Genomic DNA, 18,231 nt, shown 5'->3' with positions numbered 1-18,231 from the left:
CAATTAAGTACTACAATTGGCAATGATGTTAATAACCGTAGATAAACCTTTTTATCTACGCGCACAGTATATACCAAAGCCACGTAAAAATGCGAGTCCAGCAAACAGTTTTAGTTTGTGTGTTTGGCATCTAATTGGCTCGAATTAATGAGAGCGACTACAGATAGCTTTAAAGGTGACATTGCGATGTAATTTGTTAAATTTCAGGCACAAAAAAAGGAGCTAAAAAGCTCCTTTTCTCGTAATCAAGTTCTTAGCGACGTAGGCCAAGTTCTTTGATTAGTGCAGTATAACGCGAGATATCTTTACCTTTAAGGTAATCAAGCAATTTACGGCGAGTGCTTACTTTACGAAGCAGACCACGACGTGAGTGGAAGTCATGCTTGTGATCAGCAAAGTGACCTTGAAGCTTGTTGATATCAAAAGTAAGTAATGCTACTTGTACTTCAGGTGAACCAGTGTCGCCTTCAGCACGTGCGAATTTAGCAATGATATCGATTTTTTCTTGATTGCTTAGTGACATAGTAACTCCAAAAATTAAATTTAAAAGGTGTCTTAGCCGATCACTAATTCAGCCAAAACGATTAAGCGGGCGTATTCTACCAAGTATAATAATAACTACAAGTTAAACTTTACTCTGCCTGCTGGTTTGATAGACCGCGTTTTGATTTTAAATGGCCATCAGGGTTTTTCTCGCCTGTGCCTATAAACAAACCATCGGCTAATACCTTTATTGCACCATCAGGTAATTCTTTACCAAGAACTACAGCTTGCCCGTGGCTAAATGAAACACCCTGCTCTTTAGTGATTTCCACAACCGGTAAATCAACTAGAGCGGTGTCCATTGGCAAAAGCAGTTCGTCAAGGTAGGTTGACGGAACGGTTTCTTCGTCTTTTGCTTTAGCTAGTAACGATTCTAACTGCTCTATCGATACCATTTTATCTGCGGGGTAATGGCCAACAGCCGAGCGGTGAAGCATAATTACATGAGCACCACAGCCTAAGTTTTCACCTAAGTCATCAACAATAGTACGAATGTAAGTCCCTTTAGAAACGTGAGCTGTCATTTGTACTTCATTATTCGCTTCATCAAACTCATCAAGCGTTAGGCTAAATACATTTATTTTTCTGCATTTTCGAGGAACTTCAATCCCTTCACGCGCATATTTATACAAAGGTTTCCCTTCATACTTAAGCGCAGAATACATCGATGGATACTGATCAGATTCACCTAAAAACGCTGAAATTTCTTGCTTTAATTGATCAACAGTTACGTTTACATCTCGCGTCTGAACTATTTCACCATCAGAGTCTGATGTTGTTGTTCTTTCACCTAACTTAGCACGCACAACATAGGTTTTATCGGTATCAAGTAAAAACTGAGTAAACTTAGTCGCTTCACCAAAACAGATTGGCAGCATACCGGTAGCAAGCGGATCGAGTGCACCTGTGTGCCCCGCCTTTTGGGCAAAATATATACCTTTTGCTTGCTGTAATGCCTTGTTTGACGAAATACCTTTGGGTTTATCTAACAACAAAATCCCGTCTATTGCACGGCCTTTACTGCGTCTTGCCATCGCTATATGCCTTCTTAGCTATCTTTATCATCTGCTTGTTTAATGTTGTCACCTGAGTTCGACGCATCATCAACACTGCTATCGTCTTCATTGACGTGTTTTGCGTTATCTTCTCTGATGATTGTGTCCACTAAGTTAGAGATACGCATCCCTTCCATTAATGAATTATCAACCACAAACTTTAGCTCTGGCATAATACGAGCACGAATACGCTTGCCTAAAAGCGAACGAATATAGCCCGTAGCTTCGTTAAGTACTTTTGCGCTTTGCTTTGCTGCATCTTCATCTTTTGTGTTAAACACAGTGATGAAAATTTTTGCATAAGATAAATCGCGCGATACTTCTACCGCAGACACTGTCACCATGCCTAAGCGCGGATCTTTAATTTCGCGTTGTAAAATCACAGCAATTTCTTTTTGGATTTGCTGGCCAACACGATCAGTGCGAGAAAATTCTCTCATGAAACTTGTCCTAAAAATGTAACTTATTGAAATTTAATAATAAGCTAATTAAGTAATAGATACACAAATGGGGGCTAAGCCCCCATTTATTTGTTTAGTGAGCTAACAATTATAGAGTACGTTGTACTTCAACTGTTTCAAATACTTCGATTTGGTCACCAACACGTACGTCATTGTAGTTCTTAACACCGATACCACATTCCATACCATTACGCACTTCTTGCACATCGTCTTTAAAGCGACGAAGTGATTCAAGTTCGCCTTCGTATATAACCACGTTATCACGTAGTACACGGATAGGCGCGCTGCGCTTAATAACACCTTCAGTCACCATACAACCTGCAATTGCGCCAATTTTTGGTGATTTGAACACGTCACGAACCTGAGCAAGACCAATAATTTCTTGCTTAAATTCTGGTGCAAGCATACCTGACATCGCTTGCTTAACTTCTTCGATTAAGGCGTAAATAACGCTGTAGTAGCGTAAGTCGAGGTTCTCAGAATCAATCACTTTACGTGCAGATGCATCAGCACGAACGTTAAAGCCAACAACAATCGCGTTAGATGCCGCAGCAAGCGTTGCATCTGTTTCTGTGATTCCACCAACGCCAGAACCCACAATCTTCACTTTTACTTCGTCAGTAGAAAGCTTAGTTAGTGAATCAGAAATCGCTTCGATAGAACCTTGAACGTCTGCTTTAAGTACCACGTTAACTTCAGAAACGTCACCTTCAGCCATGTTAGTAAACATGTTTTCAAGTTTCGCTTTTTGCTGGCGTGCTAATTTAACATCACGGAATTTACCTTGACGGTATAATGCAACTTCACGCGCTTTACGCTCGTCTTTAACTACCGTCGCTTCATCACCGGCTGCAGGGATACCAGATAGACCTAAAATCTCTACTGGAATAGAAGGACCTGCAGACTTGATATCTTTACCGTTTTCATCACGCATAGCACGAACACGGCCATACTCAAGACCACATAATACAATGTCACCTTGGTTAAGTGTACCTGACTGAACAAGGATAGACGCTACTGGACCACGGCCTTTATCAAGACGCGATTCAATTACAACACCTGCAGCCATACCTTGACTTGGTGCAGTTAGTTCTAATAGCTCAGATTGCATAAGTACGGCTTCAAGTAGTTCATCAATACCTAAGCCTGTTTTAGCTGAGATATGAACGTACTGCGTGTCGCCGCCCCATTCTTCTGGGATAACGTCAAGCTGTGCTAGCTCGTTCTTAACGCGATCTGGATCTGCGCCTTCTTTATCCATTTTGTTCACAGCAATGATTAAAGGAACACCCGCTGCGCGAGCATGCTGTACCGCTTCTTTAGTCTGTGGCATTACACCATCATCGGCTGCAACTACTAGGATTACAATATCAGTTGCTTTAGCACCACGAGCACGCATTGATGTAAACGCGGCGTGACCCGGAGTATCTAAGAATGTGATCATGTTGCCATTTGTTTCAACATGGTATGCACCAATATGCTGCGTAATACCACCGGCTTCGCCTGAAGCAACTTTTGCTGAACGAATGTAATCAAGCGTTGATGTTTTACCATGGTCAACGTGACCCATTACAGTAACAACTGGAGCACGAGGCTCTGACTTACCATCTTCATGGCGGTCGTTAAGTACTGTTTGCTCTAATTCGTTTTCTTTAACGATGATAACTTTATGGCCCATTTCTTCTGCTACAAGTTGCGCAGTTTCTTGGTCAATAACTTGGTTAATTGTAACCATGTCACCCATTTTCATCATTGTTTTTACAACTTCAGCGCCTTTAACAGCCATGCGTGATGCAAGCTCAGCAACTGTAATTGTTTCGCTAATACGTACTTCATTTTTTACATCAGCAGTTGGTTTTTGAAAACCATGTTGTAATGATGCAGGTGCTTTTAGCTTACCTTTTTTACCCTTAGACGCTGCAAACTTATCTTTTGCTGGCGCTTTTTTCTTTTTCTTAGCACGGCGAGAGCCTTGCTCTTCACGAGCATCAGCTACATCTTCTGCTTCACGTGCGTAAGTTGAAGTTGTAAGGTGGTGATCTGCTGTTTCTTCACGCTTCTTACGCTCTTCCTCTTCTTTCTTCCAACGAGCCGAGTTTTCTTCAGCTAGTTTTCTTGCTTCTTCTGCCTGACGTTTCGCTTCTTCTTCAGCTTTCTTCAATGCGGCCTCTTCTGCTTCTTTTTGCAGACGCTCAGCTTCGATGCGATCTTTCTCAGACTTAGCACTTTGCTCTGGGGTCATCTGCTTTTGTTTCGCTTTACGTTCAGCGTCTGCTTTACGTTTAGCTTCTTCTTTGGCTTTACGATCAGCGTCTTCTTTCGCTTTACGTTCTGCCTCTTGTTTTGCCTTTAACTCAGCTGCAGCTTGTTCAGCTTTTTGCTGCTCTTCAAGACGGGCTTTTTCTTCAGCGGCTAAGCGTTGTTGCTCTTGCTCTTGTTCCATCGCGCTTTTCTTCACGTATGTACGTGTTTTGCGAACTTCAACCTGAACCGCCTTCGCTTTACCTGTAGAGCCAGTCACATTTAATGTGCTTTTGCTCTTACGCTGTAAAGTCATGCGTGCAGGGCCTTCAGAGCCCGTGCCGCCATGTGATTTGCTTAAATGATCAAGTAACGTTGCTTTTTCAGCTTCAGTTACATTATCAGTTGCCTGCTTAGTGATACCCGCTTGCGAAAATTGCTGTAGCAATTTATCAACAGTTGTACCTATATCGCCGGCTAGTTTTTCAACATTTACTTCTGCCATAGTGTGTAATACCTCCGTTAATAAATTACTCGTCTGCAAACCAACAAATGTTTCGTGCAGCCATAATCAGCTCACCTGCTTGTTCAGATGAAAGCTCTGTGATATCGACTAGCTCGTCAATACCTTGCTCAGCCAAGTCTTCAAGTGTTACAACACCTTTACTTGCCATTACAAATGCTAGATGACGCTCTAAGCCTTCAAGCGCAAGTAAGTCTTCAGCTGGCTCTGCGCCTTCTAAGCTTTCTTCCGTTTTAAGTGCTTTAGTTGTTAATGCATCTTTAGCGCGTGAACGTAAAACATCCACCGTTTCTTCGTCAAGACCGTCAATTTCTAAAAACTCAGAGGCTGGCACGTACGCCACTTCTTCAAGTGTTGAGAAACCTTCGTTGATAAGTAAGGTTGCAAACTCATCATCGATATCTAAATTTTCAGTAAATAAGTTAAGTAACTTATCTGATTCTGCTTCATTTTTAGTACGCATCTCGTCAACAGTCATAACGTTTAGTTCCCAACCAGTTAACTGGCTTGCTAAACGAACATTTTGACCATTACGACCAATCGCTTGTGCTAGATTATCGGCTTCTACAGCGATATCCATCGAATGAGTGTCTTCATCTAATACTATTGAAGCAACCTCAGCTGGCGACATTGCATTGATAACAAATTGTGCAGGGTTGTCATCGTAAAGAACGATATCAACACGCTCACCACCAAGTTCAGACGAAACAGCTTGAACACGAGCTCCACGCATACCAACACATGCACCAATTGGATCAATGCGCTTGTCGTTTGACTTAACAGCAATTTTAGCGCGCGAACCTGGATCACGTGCAGCAGCGCGAAGTTCAATCATTTCTTCGCCAATTTCTGGCACCTCAATGCGGAATAATTCCATCAGCATTTCTGGCTTAGAACGCGTTACAAATAACTGTGCGCCGCGTGCTTCTGGCTTAACTTCGTATAAAAGACCACGAATACGGTCGCCTGGACGGAAGTTTTCGCGTGGTAGCATGTCATCACGGTAAATAACTGCTTCAGCGTTGTTGCCTAAATCAAGTACGATTGAATCACGCGTTGCTTTTTTAACAACACCTGTTACTAACTCACCCACTTGGTCTTTATATGCGTCAACAACTAAAGCGCGCTCAGCTTCACGTACTTTTTGTACGATTACTTGTTTAGCCATTTGTGTTGTGATGCGGTCAAATTTGATTGAATCAATTTGCTCTTCAACAAAATCACCTAGCTGTAAGTCAGGCTCTTCAACCTGCGCAGCTTCTAATGTTATTTCGCTGTAAGGATTTTCTAATGAACCATCCTCTAATACTTCAGCAATCTGCCAGCGGCGGAACGTATCGTAATCACCTGTTTTTCGGTCAATTGATACACGTACTTCAATTTCACCATCGTGTTTTTTCTTTGTCGCAGTCGCTAATGCGAACTCTAATGCTTCAAAAATCTTTTCTTTTGGAACCGCTTTCTCATTGGAAACGGCTTCAGCAACCAATAATATCTCTTTTGCCATGGGTAATGCCTCGCTTGCCCTATTCCTTCGCACTCGAATTTAAAACTTTGCGATTAAATTCGCACGTTCTATATTACTAAGCATGATCAAATGCTCTACACCATCACTAGATAGTGTGATCATATCGCTGCTAACTGCTATTAAGTCGCCTTTAAAATTTCGACGACCGTCTTGTGGAAGTTTAGTACGCACGCGTACTTCCTCTCCTTGCGCCTGCTCGTAGTGATCTTGTTTGAATAATGGACGATCAACACCAGGAGACGACACTTCCAAATCATATTCATTTGTAATTGGGTCTTCGACATCTAAAATCGCACTAATTTGGCGACTAGCGTCCGCACAGTTATCAACTGAGATCCCATCCTCATGAGCAATATATACTCTTAAGGTAGAATGGCGACCCGCTTGTACAAATTCAAGACCATGTAACTCAAAGCCTAACATTTCTACCGCAGGCGTTAACATGGTTACTAAATCTTGTTCAAGTTTTGTCACGAAAATCCTCCATACAAACAAAAAAAGGGCTTATAGCCCTAAAATACTGAGTTTAAATTTTAATTTAATGACAACCGCCATAAATTAAGAAAGGTGCAGATACAACAACGCCCCGAACCAAGCGGGGCGTCACACCAATAAAGCATAAAACTGTGTGGCCTAGGGCCGAGCTTGGTTGCGAGTCAGTAACTGACCAAATTAAACTACATTAGCTTAAACGCAAAACGCGCATTACATAGAATGCGCGATATAAAATAATAAGTTCTCACTTATTAGTAGAATTGGTTGCGGGAGCCGGATTTGAACCGACGACCTTCGGGTTATGAGCCCGACGAGCTACCAGGCTGCTCCATCCCGCGCCAATAGATATCAAACCTTGATTTAACATCGCTGTTAGCTGTTTTAAAACAGACTAAACAATGGCCGCTATTATAGGGATGTTGGGGATAATTAGCAACCATAATAACCAATAACTTTGGAAATACAGTTCAAATCAGATGTAAGGAAATAAAACATTATACCTATTATGGGTATAAACCTATTTTAAACGGCTAACCATTTGCTGTTTAAGCCTAGTGAAATCACAATAATGGAATTAATAACTACTCTCACTTTTATTTAAAAAAACAATAGAACTCAAAAAGTTATCAATGAATTAATACTTTTATATCAAAAAACGTGTAATTTTTGTTACGCGAGCTATAATAATAAAAATAATAAAAATAAGTTTTTAATCTTCTGTGAGGCTCTGATGAATTCACATAAATCTGTTTTATTAAAAAGTATTGGCATCATAAAACCAAACTTTCATGCATTTACCGCGCGTTTTCATAGAAAGCTTGTAGAGTCAGATATTTCGATGAACACGCTAACAGCTGAACAGTTTAACGAAAAAAGTTATATTTTATATTGTACCTTAGAGCGCATAATCAAAAATATTGATAATCCATCATCGGTTGCGCCATTTCTGAGCCATCACTTACAGTTTTTAAAAAAATTAAATATTCAGCAGAGTGATATTAAACCTCTGACTGATATATTTTATGTAACATTAGTTGAGCATTTAGGTCGGTTTTTTAATGAAGAAAGTCATTTAGCATGGCGCAAAGTGCTTACTTACTTTGAACGCTATACGAATGATACGCTGTTTAACGTCTCTAACGTGGTGTGCTTAACCCAACTTTCTAAGCAAAAGCAAAAGCAAAGCAATAATAACTAAGGCGCTTTTAATTGAGCCTACTCATATCAAATTTGATGCTTGATGAGTGTTTATACACTCATTAGCGAATATTTAAATAAAGCTCAAATTATACAATTTGTTATTAAAGTTACAGCGATCGATTAAGCAGACACCCTCGTACAAATTTCAATTTTGGTTTAATCATGGCGACTTACAAAACCTTAAGACTCATTTTAGGCGATCAACTCAATCCTTCTCATTCTTGGTTTAAAAGTAAAGAGGACGATGTTCTCTACCTTATCGCAGAATTAAAACAAGAAACCAATTACGTTAAACACCATGTGCAAAAGCTTTGTGCTTTTTTTAATGCGATGGAAAACTTTGCAACTGCGTTAAAATCTGCAGGTTTCAATGTATTGCACTTAACCCTAGACGACACACACGAAGATAAACACCTACCCGCATTGCTAAATCGTGTTGCTAAGGAATATAACTGCTCCTGCATAGAATACTTATACCCAGACGAATTTAGGTTAAAATCGCAATTAGCTGATTTTGAACAATCATCCGAAATAAATGTATCAGCATATGACTCAGAGCATTTTTTACTGCCCTTTAATGATATTAAAGATCGATTCAAAAAAGATAAGCACGTGACCATGGAGCACTTTTATCGTGCTATGCGTAAACGATATGATTTATTAATGGAGGACGATAAGCCAGCTGGCGGTAAATGGAACTACGACAGTAATAACCGCAATAAATTCTCTAAGCAAGACTTAAAATCTATCCCAGAGCCTAAATTATTTAAAAACGATGTAAGTCATATCCTCGCTCGTTTAAAAAAACACAACATCGCTTACTTTGGAGAAATTAAAGAAGGAAAACTCGAATGGTCTACGTCACGTAAGCAAGCCAAAGAATCTCTTGAATACTTTTGCGAGCATTTACTTGTCAATTTTGGTAAGTTTCAGGATGCAATGACAGATCAAAGTAAAGACAATACCAGTCTTTACCATAGCAGGATCTCTTTTGCCCTAAACACTAAACTTCTTCACCCCTTGTATGTAATCAAACGTGTAATATCTGAATTCGAGCAGCGGCCTGACGAAATATCTCTTTCACAAGTTGAAGGGTTTACCAGGCAAATACTCGGTTGGCGAGAATACGTTCGTGCTGTTTATTGGGTAAACATGCCCGACTACGCAACTAAAAATCAACTAAAAGCCAATAATAATCTCCCTCAATATTTTTGGGATGGTTCTACAAAAATGAACTGTTTGAGCCACTCGTTAAAACAAAGCTTAGATACTGCCTACGCTCATCATATACAACGCTTGATGATCATTGGTAACTTTTGTTTACTCAGCGGAATAAACCCTGACGAAGTTGATAACTGGTACTTAGGTGTCTACATAGATGCCATTGAGTGGGTTGAAATGCCTAACACACGTGGAATGAGCCAATTTGCAGACGATGGAATTATTGCCACTAAACCCTATGCTGCAAGTGGTAATTACGTCAATAAAATGAGCGACTATTGCAAAAATTGTCAATACGACGTGAAACAAAAAGTGGGGGATAAAGCTTGCCCACTGAACAGTTTATATTGGCGTTTTATGCAAACACACCGCGAAAAACTAGAGAAAAATCCACGCATAGGCATGGTTTATAGAAATTGGGATAAGCAAAGCGATGATTTACGCGAAGACACACTTAATCAAGCTACACACTACATAAATAACATTGAGTCTTTATGACACAAAAAAGCCGCCTCAAAAGAGGCGGCTAAATAATCAGGGAAAAAAATGTTGTTAATAACCAGATTAGCTATCTTCTAGTAAGCGTCCTTGGCCAATCTCAATTTTGCGTGGCTTTAATGCTTCAGGTATTTCGCGCTTAAGCTCTATAGTAAGTAAGCCGTTTGCTAAGTCGGCGCCAAGTACTTTAACATGGTCTCCTAGCTGGAACTTTCGCTCGAAATTGCGTTCTGCAATTCCTTGATGAATAAACTTACGTTCTTTGTTTTCATCTTTATTAGCTTTTATACCCGCTACTTTTAATGTGTTATTTTCTGACTCAATGCTTAGCTCGTTGTCGCTAAATCCGGCAACAGCCATAGTGATTTGGTATCTGTCTTGATCGAGTGCTTCAATGTTGTAAGGAGGAAAGCTCGGCTGCTTGTCTGTATTCGCCGCAGCATCCATTAAAGACGCTAAATGATCAAATCCAATGAATGAACGATAAAGTGGTGATAAGTCTACTGTACGCATAATAATATCCTCATATTTAAGCGATATTTTGTCTGCACTTTTCATTTGAACAAGCGCTAACAAATATAAATTAATAATATAAATTTCAATTGTTTAAGTTTAGTTTAGGACCCATCAGGCGTCCTACTAAACTATATATGGACGGTAAAAATGTTTTCAAGTAAATAAATTAAAATATTTAAAAAAATTCCTCATTTTATAAACTAGTGAAATTAGTAACCCATTTTGAGGCATTAAAAAGTCAAATGCTTTTAATTCCTCAAAATGGTTGTCCAGTATTGTAGATTAGCGCTAAGTATTCATCGCTAATTAGTGTGTTAATGTGCCACGAATTGGATAATCGTTTTCGCGAATAAATTCAATGCCAGCGAGCAAATCATTTAAATCAGGGCGTGAAAAAGGTGCATTTGATTTATCTAGTATCTGAATTTGATCATGCTCGTTAATTACAAAAATAGCAGGTTCAGCAAATGGGTGATCGGTTTCTTTTTCACTGCGTGGTTCACTAATATACAGGCCTAAATCAGTCATTTGAGCTAATGATAACCCACTATAAAGAGGAAAATTAACGTGTAAATCGTTTAGATGCTCTGTTAATTGTGCGTGACTGTCACCACTAACAGCGGCAATCTCTACCCCTGCATCTTTAAATTTATCACTCATTTTAGCAAGTGCATTAAGTTGTTTAGTACATAATGGACAATGCTTTCCGCGATAGATTACTATCATTTTCCAGGGTAAATCTGTCTGTCGAGCCGACACGTCAGCAAGGTTGTTCTCATTATCTTTAACTTTAAGTGAAGGCATTTTCATTGCTGGTTGTAAATAATTGCTCATGATCTTGATCTCCTTTGCAGTTAAAAAACATATTCTATATGTTCGTCTCAAATATAGAGCTTAGGGTTAAAGTTATAAATTCAACCATTAAAATGTAATCAGGAAATTTCTAACGTAATCAGCAAACCTTATTAGCTAAAGGCCTGATTTGTGTAAAGCAGTGAAACTTTAACGTATGCTTTATTAGCAACTGGGCTTGATACACAAGCAAACGCTAAAGCTCTGTCTGTCAAATAACAGTGGCTGCTTAGCATTTATGTTAGGGTTGGCTTTTAATTATAAATAGGTCAGATAAAATCAATGGCATTAATACGTAGCACGTTAATGAATTTAAGTTTAGCAATACTCGTGTTTTACTTAGCAAGTGCCTACCAAACGCGTAATTTACTTGAAACAAACCATACTCCTGCCCCTTATTTTAACTTGCCTATTTTAAATAAAAATAACGAAAGATTTAGTATTGCAGAGCTTGAAGGGAGAACAACCATTGTGTATTTCTTTGCTCCTTGGTGCTCAATATGCCGCTACAGCATGCCCAATTTACAAAGCACCTTAATAAACTCAGACATTAATGTAATTGGTATTGCCCTTGATTATAAAAATGAGCAACAAGTTACTCAATTTATTGATGACTTAAACCTAAGTATGCCCATACTTCTTGGTAATCAATATACCCAATCAAATTATAAAGTAAGCGCTTTTCCAACTTACTACGTAATAAATGCAAATTTACAGATAACAGCACACGCAATGGGCTATTCAACCCAATTAGGAATAGCGGCAAGAACGTGGTGAATTATGCCATTCATGACTCGGTCAAATTAATGTTCATCGCAATAATAGAATGGCACAATCACTTTTTTGCGCTTTATTATATTTTTTAATCATTTAAACTAAATTCAATCAAATAAAGGAGAGCACTATGCTTACAGTAATTTTTGGCCGTGAAGGCTGCCCATTTTGTGTTCGTGCCAAAGATGTTGCAGAGCAACTTGCCAATGAGCGCGATGATTTTAAATTTCGTTACATCGACATCATAAAAGAAGGCATAAGCAAAGCCGATTTAGAGAAGTCAGCAGGTAAACCTTGCCCTACTGTCCCGCAAATTTTTGTTGATCAAAGTCACATTGGCGGTTTTACCGAATTTGAAGCTTATGCAAAAGAAAACCTAGGCTTGTACAAGTAGTCGTGTATTAAATTTGTTAACCAGTTCAATAATCCCACAACTGGACTGGTTAAATTTCAACCAACATCAAGCACATACAAATTAGTTTTAATTTATACAAGCATTTGCCTCGCTAATCCTATATAATGCGCGCCTCTTTAAATTCGTTGAGGCGTATTAATGTCAGAACCAGTCACGTTTGAATCTCTAAATCTTTCTCCTGCAATTTTGAAGGCAGTTGAAGAGTTGGGTTACAAGACACCATCTGAAATCCAAGCTCAATGTATACCGTTATTGCTAGAAAGAAAGGACGTACTGGGACTAGCACAAACGGGTACAGGTAAAACCGCAGCATTTGCACTGCCGTTACTAAACAATATTGACCCGTCTGTGAAACAGCCACAGATCCTTGTACTCACACCTACACGTGAGCTTGCGATCCAAGTTGCTGAGGCATTTGAACAATATGCAAAAGGTACTCGTGGTGTTGAAGTATTAGCACTATACGGTGGCCAAAGCTACAGCATTCAATTAAGCGCACTTCGTCGTGGCGCTCAAATCATTGTTGCTACTCCGGGTCGATTAATCGATCATATTAACCGTGGCACTATCAAGTTTGATGCTCTTCAAGCACTTGTACTTGATGAAGCCGATGAAATGTTACGTATGGGCTTTATCGATGATGTTGAAAACATCATGGAAAAAACACCGCGCGAAAAGCAAACATGTCTTTTCTCTGCGACCATGCCTAAGCAAATTCAAAACATCAGCAGCAAATATATGAATAACCCTGAACAGGTTCATATTTCTGCGCGTAACTCGACAGTATCGTCTGTTGAGCAAGTGTTTTGGAACGCAAGCGTACATAAAAACAAAGCGATTGTTCGCTTTTTAGAAGCTGAGCAATACGAAGGTGCTATTGTTTTCGTACGTACACGTAACGATACCGTTCAACTTGCTGAATTATTAGAGCGCGAAGGTTTCTCTGCAGCTCCGCTTAATGGTGACATGAACCAGCAAGCACGTGAACGCACTGTTGACCGCTTAAAAAGTGGCATGCTGAACGTTGTTATTGCAACAGACGTAGCAGCTCGTGGTCTTGATGTAGACCGTTTAAGCTTAGTTATCAACTACGACATTCCACAAGATTCTGAAGCCTACGTTCACCGTATTGGTCGTACAGGTCGTGCAGGTCGTACTGGTAAAGCAATTTTATTTGTTAAGCATAACGAACGTTACTTACTTAAAAATATCATTCGTCATACTAAGTCTGAAATTGCACAGGTTGAATTACCAACAGCTAAAGTTGTTGAAGAAAAACGTATCGCTGCGTTACAAGCAAAATTAAGTATTGCGCTTGAAAACAAAGACATTACGTTCTTTAACGAAGTGGCTACTAACATGGCTGAAAAGCTTGACCTTCCTCTTGAAAACTTAGCGGGTGCTTTACTGTGTTTGGCACAGCAACAGTCGCCAATTAAAGTTGAAGAAGTTAAGATTCAACCACGTGAGCGTAATGAACGCAATTCACGCAATGAGCGTGGTGATCGCGGACGTCGTAACGAACGTGGTGGTGAACGTTCTGAACGTAAACCACGCGAGCGTAACAGCCGTGATGCAGGCCCTATGGATACTTACCGTATCGAAGTAGGTCGTGAGCATGGTGTTCAGGTTAAGAATATTGTTGGCGCAATTGCTAACGAAGCTGATATCTCAAGCAAGTTTATTGGTGACATTCGTTTACACGATCAACACAGCACTGTTCAGTTACCACAAAACATGCCTAAAGATGTACTGGATCATTTCCAAAAAGTGTTTATTTGTAAACGCCCAATGGGTATGACAATTACACAAGATCAAGGCCCAGCTGAACCACGTGGCGAACGCCCATCTGGTGATAGAAAACGTAACGATGGCCCACGCGGTGATAAGCGTAGCGGACCTCGTAAAGAACGTCGCCCAGTTAGCTTTACCGCTAAGTAAGCAACAGTTCTCTAATAAAAAAACCTTGGTACGAAAGTGCCAAGGTTTTTTTGTGTCTGAAATTTAAGTAATGGTTCAAGCTGTTCTGCGTAACTCACAACCGCAAGCCATGATTATCTTCTAAGCAAGGCGACTATAAACTTCTGTGTAAATCATTCAATTAAAACTAAAAAGCCCCACTACTTTATTAATAGTGAGGCCTTTACTGTATTGTACCGAATGCTCTATGTTAAGGCGCTACTGCTGGATACACGTAACTTGCATCTAACCCTAGCGGAATACCCAATGCCCAATAACCGAGTAGAAACAAGCTCCAGCCAATTAAAAATGCAACCGAGTATGGCAGCATCATCGCTATTAGCGTACCAATTCCCGTACTTTTAACGTACTTTTGACAATAAACCACAACTAATGGGAAGTAAGGCATAAGCGGTGTAATAATATTAGAGCTAGAATCACCAACACGATAAGCCGCTTGCGTTAAATCAGGTGAAATACCCAGTTGCATTAACATAGGTACAAATACCGGCCCTAGTAATGCCCACTTGGCCGAGCTAGAGCCTACAAATAAATTAACAAATGCGGTTAAAAATATAATACCTACCACCGTTACCGAACTTGGAAGAGCCATGGCTTTTAATAACTGCGCCCCTTCGATTGCAAGTAATGCCCCTAAGTTAGATTTGCTAAAGGCAGCAATAAATAACGCACAAAAGAATGCCATAACAATGTAGTAAGCCATACCGCCCATTGCCTTGCTCATGGCATCTATCATATCTTTAGAGCTTTTAAATGTACCTACTGTAAAGCCATATACTGCGCCTGGGATCCAAAATAACAAAAAGATCAACGGCACAATAGATTGCATTAAAGGTGAACGGAAATTAGTTAAGGAGCCATCGCTACTACGCATGGCTGAATCTACCGGCGCAGAGACATACGCAAGTAAAGCAATGCCTGCAATCATTACGCTGCTTGCTATGAAGAATGCGCGCTTTTCATCGCTTCGAGCATCTTCAAAAACAGGTAAATCTTCACTGTTTCCATCAAGTGGCGTATTTTGTAAACGAGGTTCAATAATCTTATCGGTAATATACCAACCCAGTAATACAATAAACATGCTTGATGCTGATGCAAACGCCCAATTATTTAATGGATTTATCGACATATCAGGATTAATAATATGAGCAGCACTTTGTGTAAAGCTTTGGAGTAATGGGTCTATTCCAGATGGAATAAAGTTGGCGCCAAAGCCACCACTTACACCGGCAAATGCCGCTGCAATCCCGGCTAATGGGTGCCTTCCTGCTGCATAAAAGATTACGCCAGCTAACGGTATCACAAGCACGTAACCTGCGTCCGTGGCTGTATGGCTTACAATAGCCACTAAAATAATAGACGGTGTTAACAGCTTTTTAGGCGTTACTTTTAACATTAGCTTAAGGCCTGTATTAATAAAGCCTGAGTGCTCAGCTACACCAACACCTAACATAGCCACAAGTACTACGCCTAGAGGAGCAAAGCCGGTAAATGTTTTTACCATTGAAGATAAAAAAGTGGCCAACGAATCGCTTGCAAGCATGTTGTTTATAATAATTGCTTCGCCTGTACGCGGATCAATCGCATCAAAACTTACGCCAGAAAACCACCACGACAAACCCCATATTAATAACATAGCAAATAAAAATATAATTGCTGGATCAGGTAGCTTATTACCAACCCGCTCAACTACATTCAAGAAGCGCGCAACAACTCCTGAAGGTAAAGCATCTTGATTATTACTCATTGTATTTCGCTCATTAAAATTTATTTAAGTAACAATATCGCATTAATACGCAACAGTAAATTAACGTAAAAAGCTATTTTAGGAACGTTAAATAAAAAAAGCACGATTACCAAAGATAATCGTGCTTTTTTTGTTCATTTGGTTACTAAGCGAGCGCTTTAACTTCTTCCCATAAGCGAACAACTAGTGCCTTGTCTTCTTCGTTAAGTTCTCCGTTACGGTACGCTTTTACAAGACTTTGCTCTACTGTTTCGTTTAACTGATCAATACTGATAGTAAGTTGCTCAACTTCAGCATAGCCTACAGCAAGATCAAAATGACCGCGTAAGTAGCCGCCTGCAAATAATTCGTCATCCGTTGCTTTGATAACTAAATCATCATAATACTGTTGAGCCGCGTCAATATAGTTTACTAAGGTCACTTGTTTATCTCCTGATTTTGTATAGCACCCGTTTCATCTTGGTATTGGTGCCCTACTGCATACATAATATGATCGTTAAATCCGGTGGTTACTTTTATGTAACCTGTTAATTCGTCGTCTAGTTCGTTGTCGCCTGTATCGCAAATTAGCGGGCGGTTATTCAATGCCTGTAGCTTGGTTTTTGTTGCAACAACAATAATATTCTCTTTGCCAATAGCGCGGATAAGCGCAGGGCTTAGCTGCTGATTTCCGCGACCAAAAATATGACCCTGCCCACCAATTAAAGTGATCACAAGTTTGGTCTTTTTCTTATGGGTAAGTTCAAGTAAGTCGGCGGCTGTTAGGTCTTGGCCTACAAGTGTTTGATCTTTTATTAAATCAACACCCAACAAAGTATTTTCAAGGCCCATTTCTTCCATTATAGCTTCGACTGTTGAACCACTACCCATAATGTAAAGTGTGTCCTCGTCCATTTCGCTCACAACGTAAGCAGCTATATCTGAAAGTACTAATTCGTCTGTTTCTTTACCGCCATTTTTTACAGCTTGCACATAACGTACTTCACTGGGTATTTGCATTTCGCCAAAGCGTTTAGCTTTTACTGTCCCCTTCCTAAATGCGTCTTCGTCAATATCCATTACATCGGCATCAGCTAACGTCACTAACTCGCCTCTTACGAGCATTTCAACTACTCGCCCGGCAGCTTTTGGTGTAATGGCATATACGCCAGAATGGATTTTACATCCGGCAGGAATGCCAAGCACTGGGACAGTATCTTCAATGGCATGGCAAATATTACGTGCGGTGCCATCGCCACCTGCAAATAGAACTAAATCTACATCGGCATTTTTTAACACCTTTGCGGCACTCTCGGTATCATCCGGCGTTGTTACTGCGTCTGTGTTGTATACAACTTCAACATTAAAACCTAAAGCTTTTGCTGTTTGTTCGCCCATTTCGCCATTTACGGTATAAATAACAAGCTGCTCTTTATACGGTAACAGTATTTCTAGTGCGGCTTTAGTACGGCTATTTGCTTTAGGTTGTGCACCTAGCTCAATCGCTTTTGCTGCGGTTTGCGCCCCATCGCTTCCCTTGAGGGCGACACTTCCGCCTAATCCTGCTACAGGGTTTATAATTAAACCTAATTTAAACTGCATCACAAAACTCCTGAGGGTGTTGCCAATCAAACTGATTTGCAGTCATTGGCCATGGTGTGTGGTAAAAACGAGTAAGCGCGATTAATAATGATTGAGTTCGTGCATTAAAACCACTTTCAATCAACGTAAGTACGCGCTGGTGAACCCGCTTTTGAAAATCAAAACGACATGTTTGCTCACCATTTAAATTATCTACCGATACATTAAAGGGAAAACCCGCTGCAGTGCTTAATAGCCATTCAATGGCTTGTGGCTTGACTTCTACACTTTCGAACTCAGCCTGCTGGTGTTTATCGCGGCCATCGGGGCAATACCAATAGCCGTAATCTTCTTGTTGTCGACGATCAATGCCCGCAACCAGCCAATGGGCTATTTCATGCAAGGCACTGGCATAAAAACCATGTGCAAACACAATTTGATGATAAGGGGTGTTTTGTGTTGCGGGAAGGTACACGGGCTCACAATCACCTTTTATCAGCCTTGTATTATGGCTTTGGTAAAATGTGTTTTCGAAAATAGAAATAAGATCAGCGATTTGATGCATATAATACGACTAATTCGTCTCGGTTAAAGCGCCTTTTGGCGCACTAAAAACGAGATG

At 40.1% G+C, this 18,231-nt stretch carries 17 protein-coding genes and 1 tRNA gene; 5 read left to right on the top strand and 13 right to left on the bottom strand.

What is annotated here, in order from left to right:
- Window positions 1-253: 253 nt before the first annotated feature.
- The 7 genes from rpsO to AC27JL_RS03505 all read right to left on the bottom strand — a co-directional run bounded on the left by rpsO (window position 254) and on the right by AC27JL_RS03505 (window position 7,184).
- Window positions 254-523, bottom strand: coding sequence for a 30S ribosomal protein S15 (gene rpsO / locus AC27JL_RS03535; RefSeq protein ID WP_006793376.1), 270 nt, complete (start codon window positions 521-523; stop codon window positions 254-256).
- A gap of 109 nt (window positions 524-632) precedes the next feature.
- Window positions 633-1,577 (bottom strand): tRNA pseudouridine(55) synthase TruB, encoded by a 945-nt coding sequence (gene truB, locus AC27JL_RS03530; protein WP_487194812.1) that lies wholly within the window; start codon window positions 1,575-1,577, stop codon window positions 633-635.
- Window positions 1,578-1,591: 14 nt separating this feature from the next.
- On the bottom strand, window positions 1,592-2,038 hold the full coding sequence (gene rbfA / locus AC27JL_RS03525) for a 30S ribosome-binding factor RbfA (protein ID WP_006793374.1): 447 nt from the start codon (window positions 2,036-2,038) through the stop codon (window positions 1,592-1,594).
- A 109-nt stretch (window positions 2,039-2,147) separates the two neighbouring features.
- Complete coding sequence (gene infB, locus AC27JL_RS03520) at window positions 2,148-4,805, bottom strand: translation initiation factor IF-2 (RefSeq protein WP_006793373.1); 2,658 nt, start codon at window positions 4,803-4,805, stop codon at window positions 2,148-2,150.
- Window positions 4,806-4,830: 25 nt separating this feature from the next.
- Window positions 4,831-6,330, bottom strand: coding sequence for a transcription termination factor NusA (gene nusA / locus AC27JL_RS03515; RefSeq protein WP_006793372.1), 1,500 nt, complete (start codon window positions 6,328-6,330; stop codon window positions 4,831-4,833).
- A 39-nt stretch (window positions 6,331-6,369) separates the two neighbouring features.
- Window positions 6,370-6,825, bottom strand: coding sequence for a ribosome maturation factor RimP (gene rimP / locus AC27JL_RS03510; RefSeq protein WP_006793371.1), 456 nt, complete (start codon window positions 6,823-6,825; stop codon window positions 6,370-6,372).
- A 282-nt stretch (window positions 6,826-7,107) separates the two neighbouring features.
- Window positions 7,108-7,184, bottom strand: a tRNA-Met gene (locus AC27JL_RS03505).
- Window positions 7,185-7,576: 392 nt separating this feature from the next.
- Here AC27JL_RS03505 and AC27JL_RS03500 point away from each other — a divergent pair.
- Entirely contained in the window at window positions 7,577-8,044 is a 468-nt protein-coding gene (locus AC27JL_RS03500; RefSeq protein WP_487194811.1) for a globin, read from the top strand.
- 164 nt (window positions 8,045-8,208) lie between these two features.
- Window positions 8,209-9,765 (top strand): cryptochrome/photolyase family protein, encoded by a 1,557-nt coding sequence (locus AC27JL_RS03495; RefSeq protein ID WP_487194810.1) that lies wholly within the window; start codon window positions 8,209-8,211, stop codon window positions 9,763-9,765.
- Between the two features lie 66 nt (window positions 9,766-9,831).
- Here the strand turns inward: AC27JL_RS03495 and AC27JL_RS03490 are convergent, their stop codons facing one another.
- Both AC27JL_RS03490 and AC27JL_RS03485 read right to left on the bottom strand, forming a co-directional pair.
- The gene (locus tag AC27JL_RS03490) at window positions 9,832-10,278 is read right to left on the bottom strand and encodes an Hsp20 family protein (RefSeq protein WP_010555978.1); all 447 of its coding nucleotides are present in this window, start codon (window positions 10,276-10,278) and stop codon (window positions 9,832-9,834) included.
- A gap of 309 nt (window positions 10,279-10,587) precedes the next feature.
- Window positions 10,588-11,115, bottom strand: coding sequence for a redoxin family protein (locus AC27JL_RS03485; RefSeq protein WP_277054241.1), 528 nt, complete (start codon window positions 11,113-11,115; stop codon window positions 10,588-10,590).
- Window positions 11,116-11,415: 300 nt separating this feature from the next.
- On the opposite strand from AC27JL_RS03485, the gene AC27JL_RS03480 reads away from it, so the two are divergent.
- The 3 genes from AC27JL_RS03480 to AC27JL_RS03470 all read left to right on the top strand — a co-directional run bounded on the left by AC27JL_RS03480 (window position 11,416) and on the right by AC27JL_RS03470 (window position 14,263).
- Complete coding sequence (locus AC27JL_RS03480) at window positions 11,416-11,910, top strand: TlpA family protein disulfide reductase (protein ID WP_487194809.1); 495 nt, start codon at window positions 11,416-11,418, stop codon at window positions 11,908-11,910.
- A 127-nt stretch (window positions 11,911-12,037) separates the two neighbouring features.
- Window positions 12,038-12,301 (top strand): GrxA family glutaredoxin, encoded by a 264-nt coding sequence (locus tag AC27JL_RS03475; protein ID WP_010555975.1) that lies wholly within the window; start codon window positions 12,038-12,040, stop codon window positions 12,299-12,301.
- 159 nt (window positions 12,302-12,460) lie between these two features.
- Window positions 12,461-14,263 (top strand): DEAD/DEAH box helicase, encoded by a 1,803-nt coding sequence (locus AC27JL_RS03470; protein ID WP_008128078.1) that lies wholly within the window; start codon window positions 12,461-12,463, stop codon window positions 14,261-14,263.
- Window positions 14,264-14,492: 229 nt separating this feature from the next.
- On the opposite strand, the gene AC27JL_RS03465 is transcribed toward AC27JL_RS03470, so the two are convergent.
- The 4 genes from AC27JL_RS03465 to AC27JL_RS03450 form a co-directional block, all read right to left on the bottom strand.
- On the bottom strand, window positions 14,493-16,049 hold the full coding sequence (locus AC27JL_RS03465) for an AbgT family transporter (protein WP_006793363.1): 1,557 nt from the start codon (window positions 16,047-16,049) through the stop codon (window positions 14,493-14,495).
- A 145-nt stretch (window positions 16,050-16,194) separates the two neighbouring features.
- Window positions 16,195-16,470: a YfcL family protein gene (locus AC27JL_RS03460; RefSeq protein WP_008126956.1), complete on the bottom strand. Its 276-nt coding sequence runs from the start codon at window positions 16,468-16,470 to the stop codon at window positions 16,195-16,197.
- Window positions 16,467-17,630 carry an ATP-NAD kinase family protein gene (locus AC27JL_RS03455; protein ID WP_487194808.1) on the bottom strand — a complete coding sequence of 388 codons (1,164 nt, stop codon included), beginning with the start codon at window positions 17,628-17,630 and terminating at the stop codon, window positions 16,467-16,469. Before AC27JL_RS03455 ends, AC27JL_RS03460 begins: the two co-directional genes overlap by 4 nt.
- Complete coding sequence (locus AC27JL_RS03450) at window positions 17,620-18,174, bottom strand: elongation factor P hydroxylase (RefSeq protein WP_487194807.1); 555 nt, start codon at window positions 18,172-18,174, stop codon at window positions 17,620-17,622. The genes AC27JL_RS03455 and AC27JL_RS03450 overlap by 11 nt, the downstream gene beginning before the upstream one ends.
- Window positions 18,175-18,231 lie beyond the last annotated feature (57 nt).

It is taken from the genome of Pseudoalteromonas sp. 4NS20-0020 (assembly GCF_057554385.1).
The sequence above is the reverse complement of the archived record's forward strand: the minus strand, read 5'-3'. Positions and strand labels throughout refer to the sequence as shown.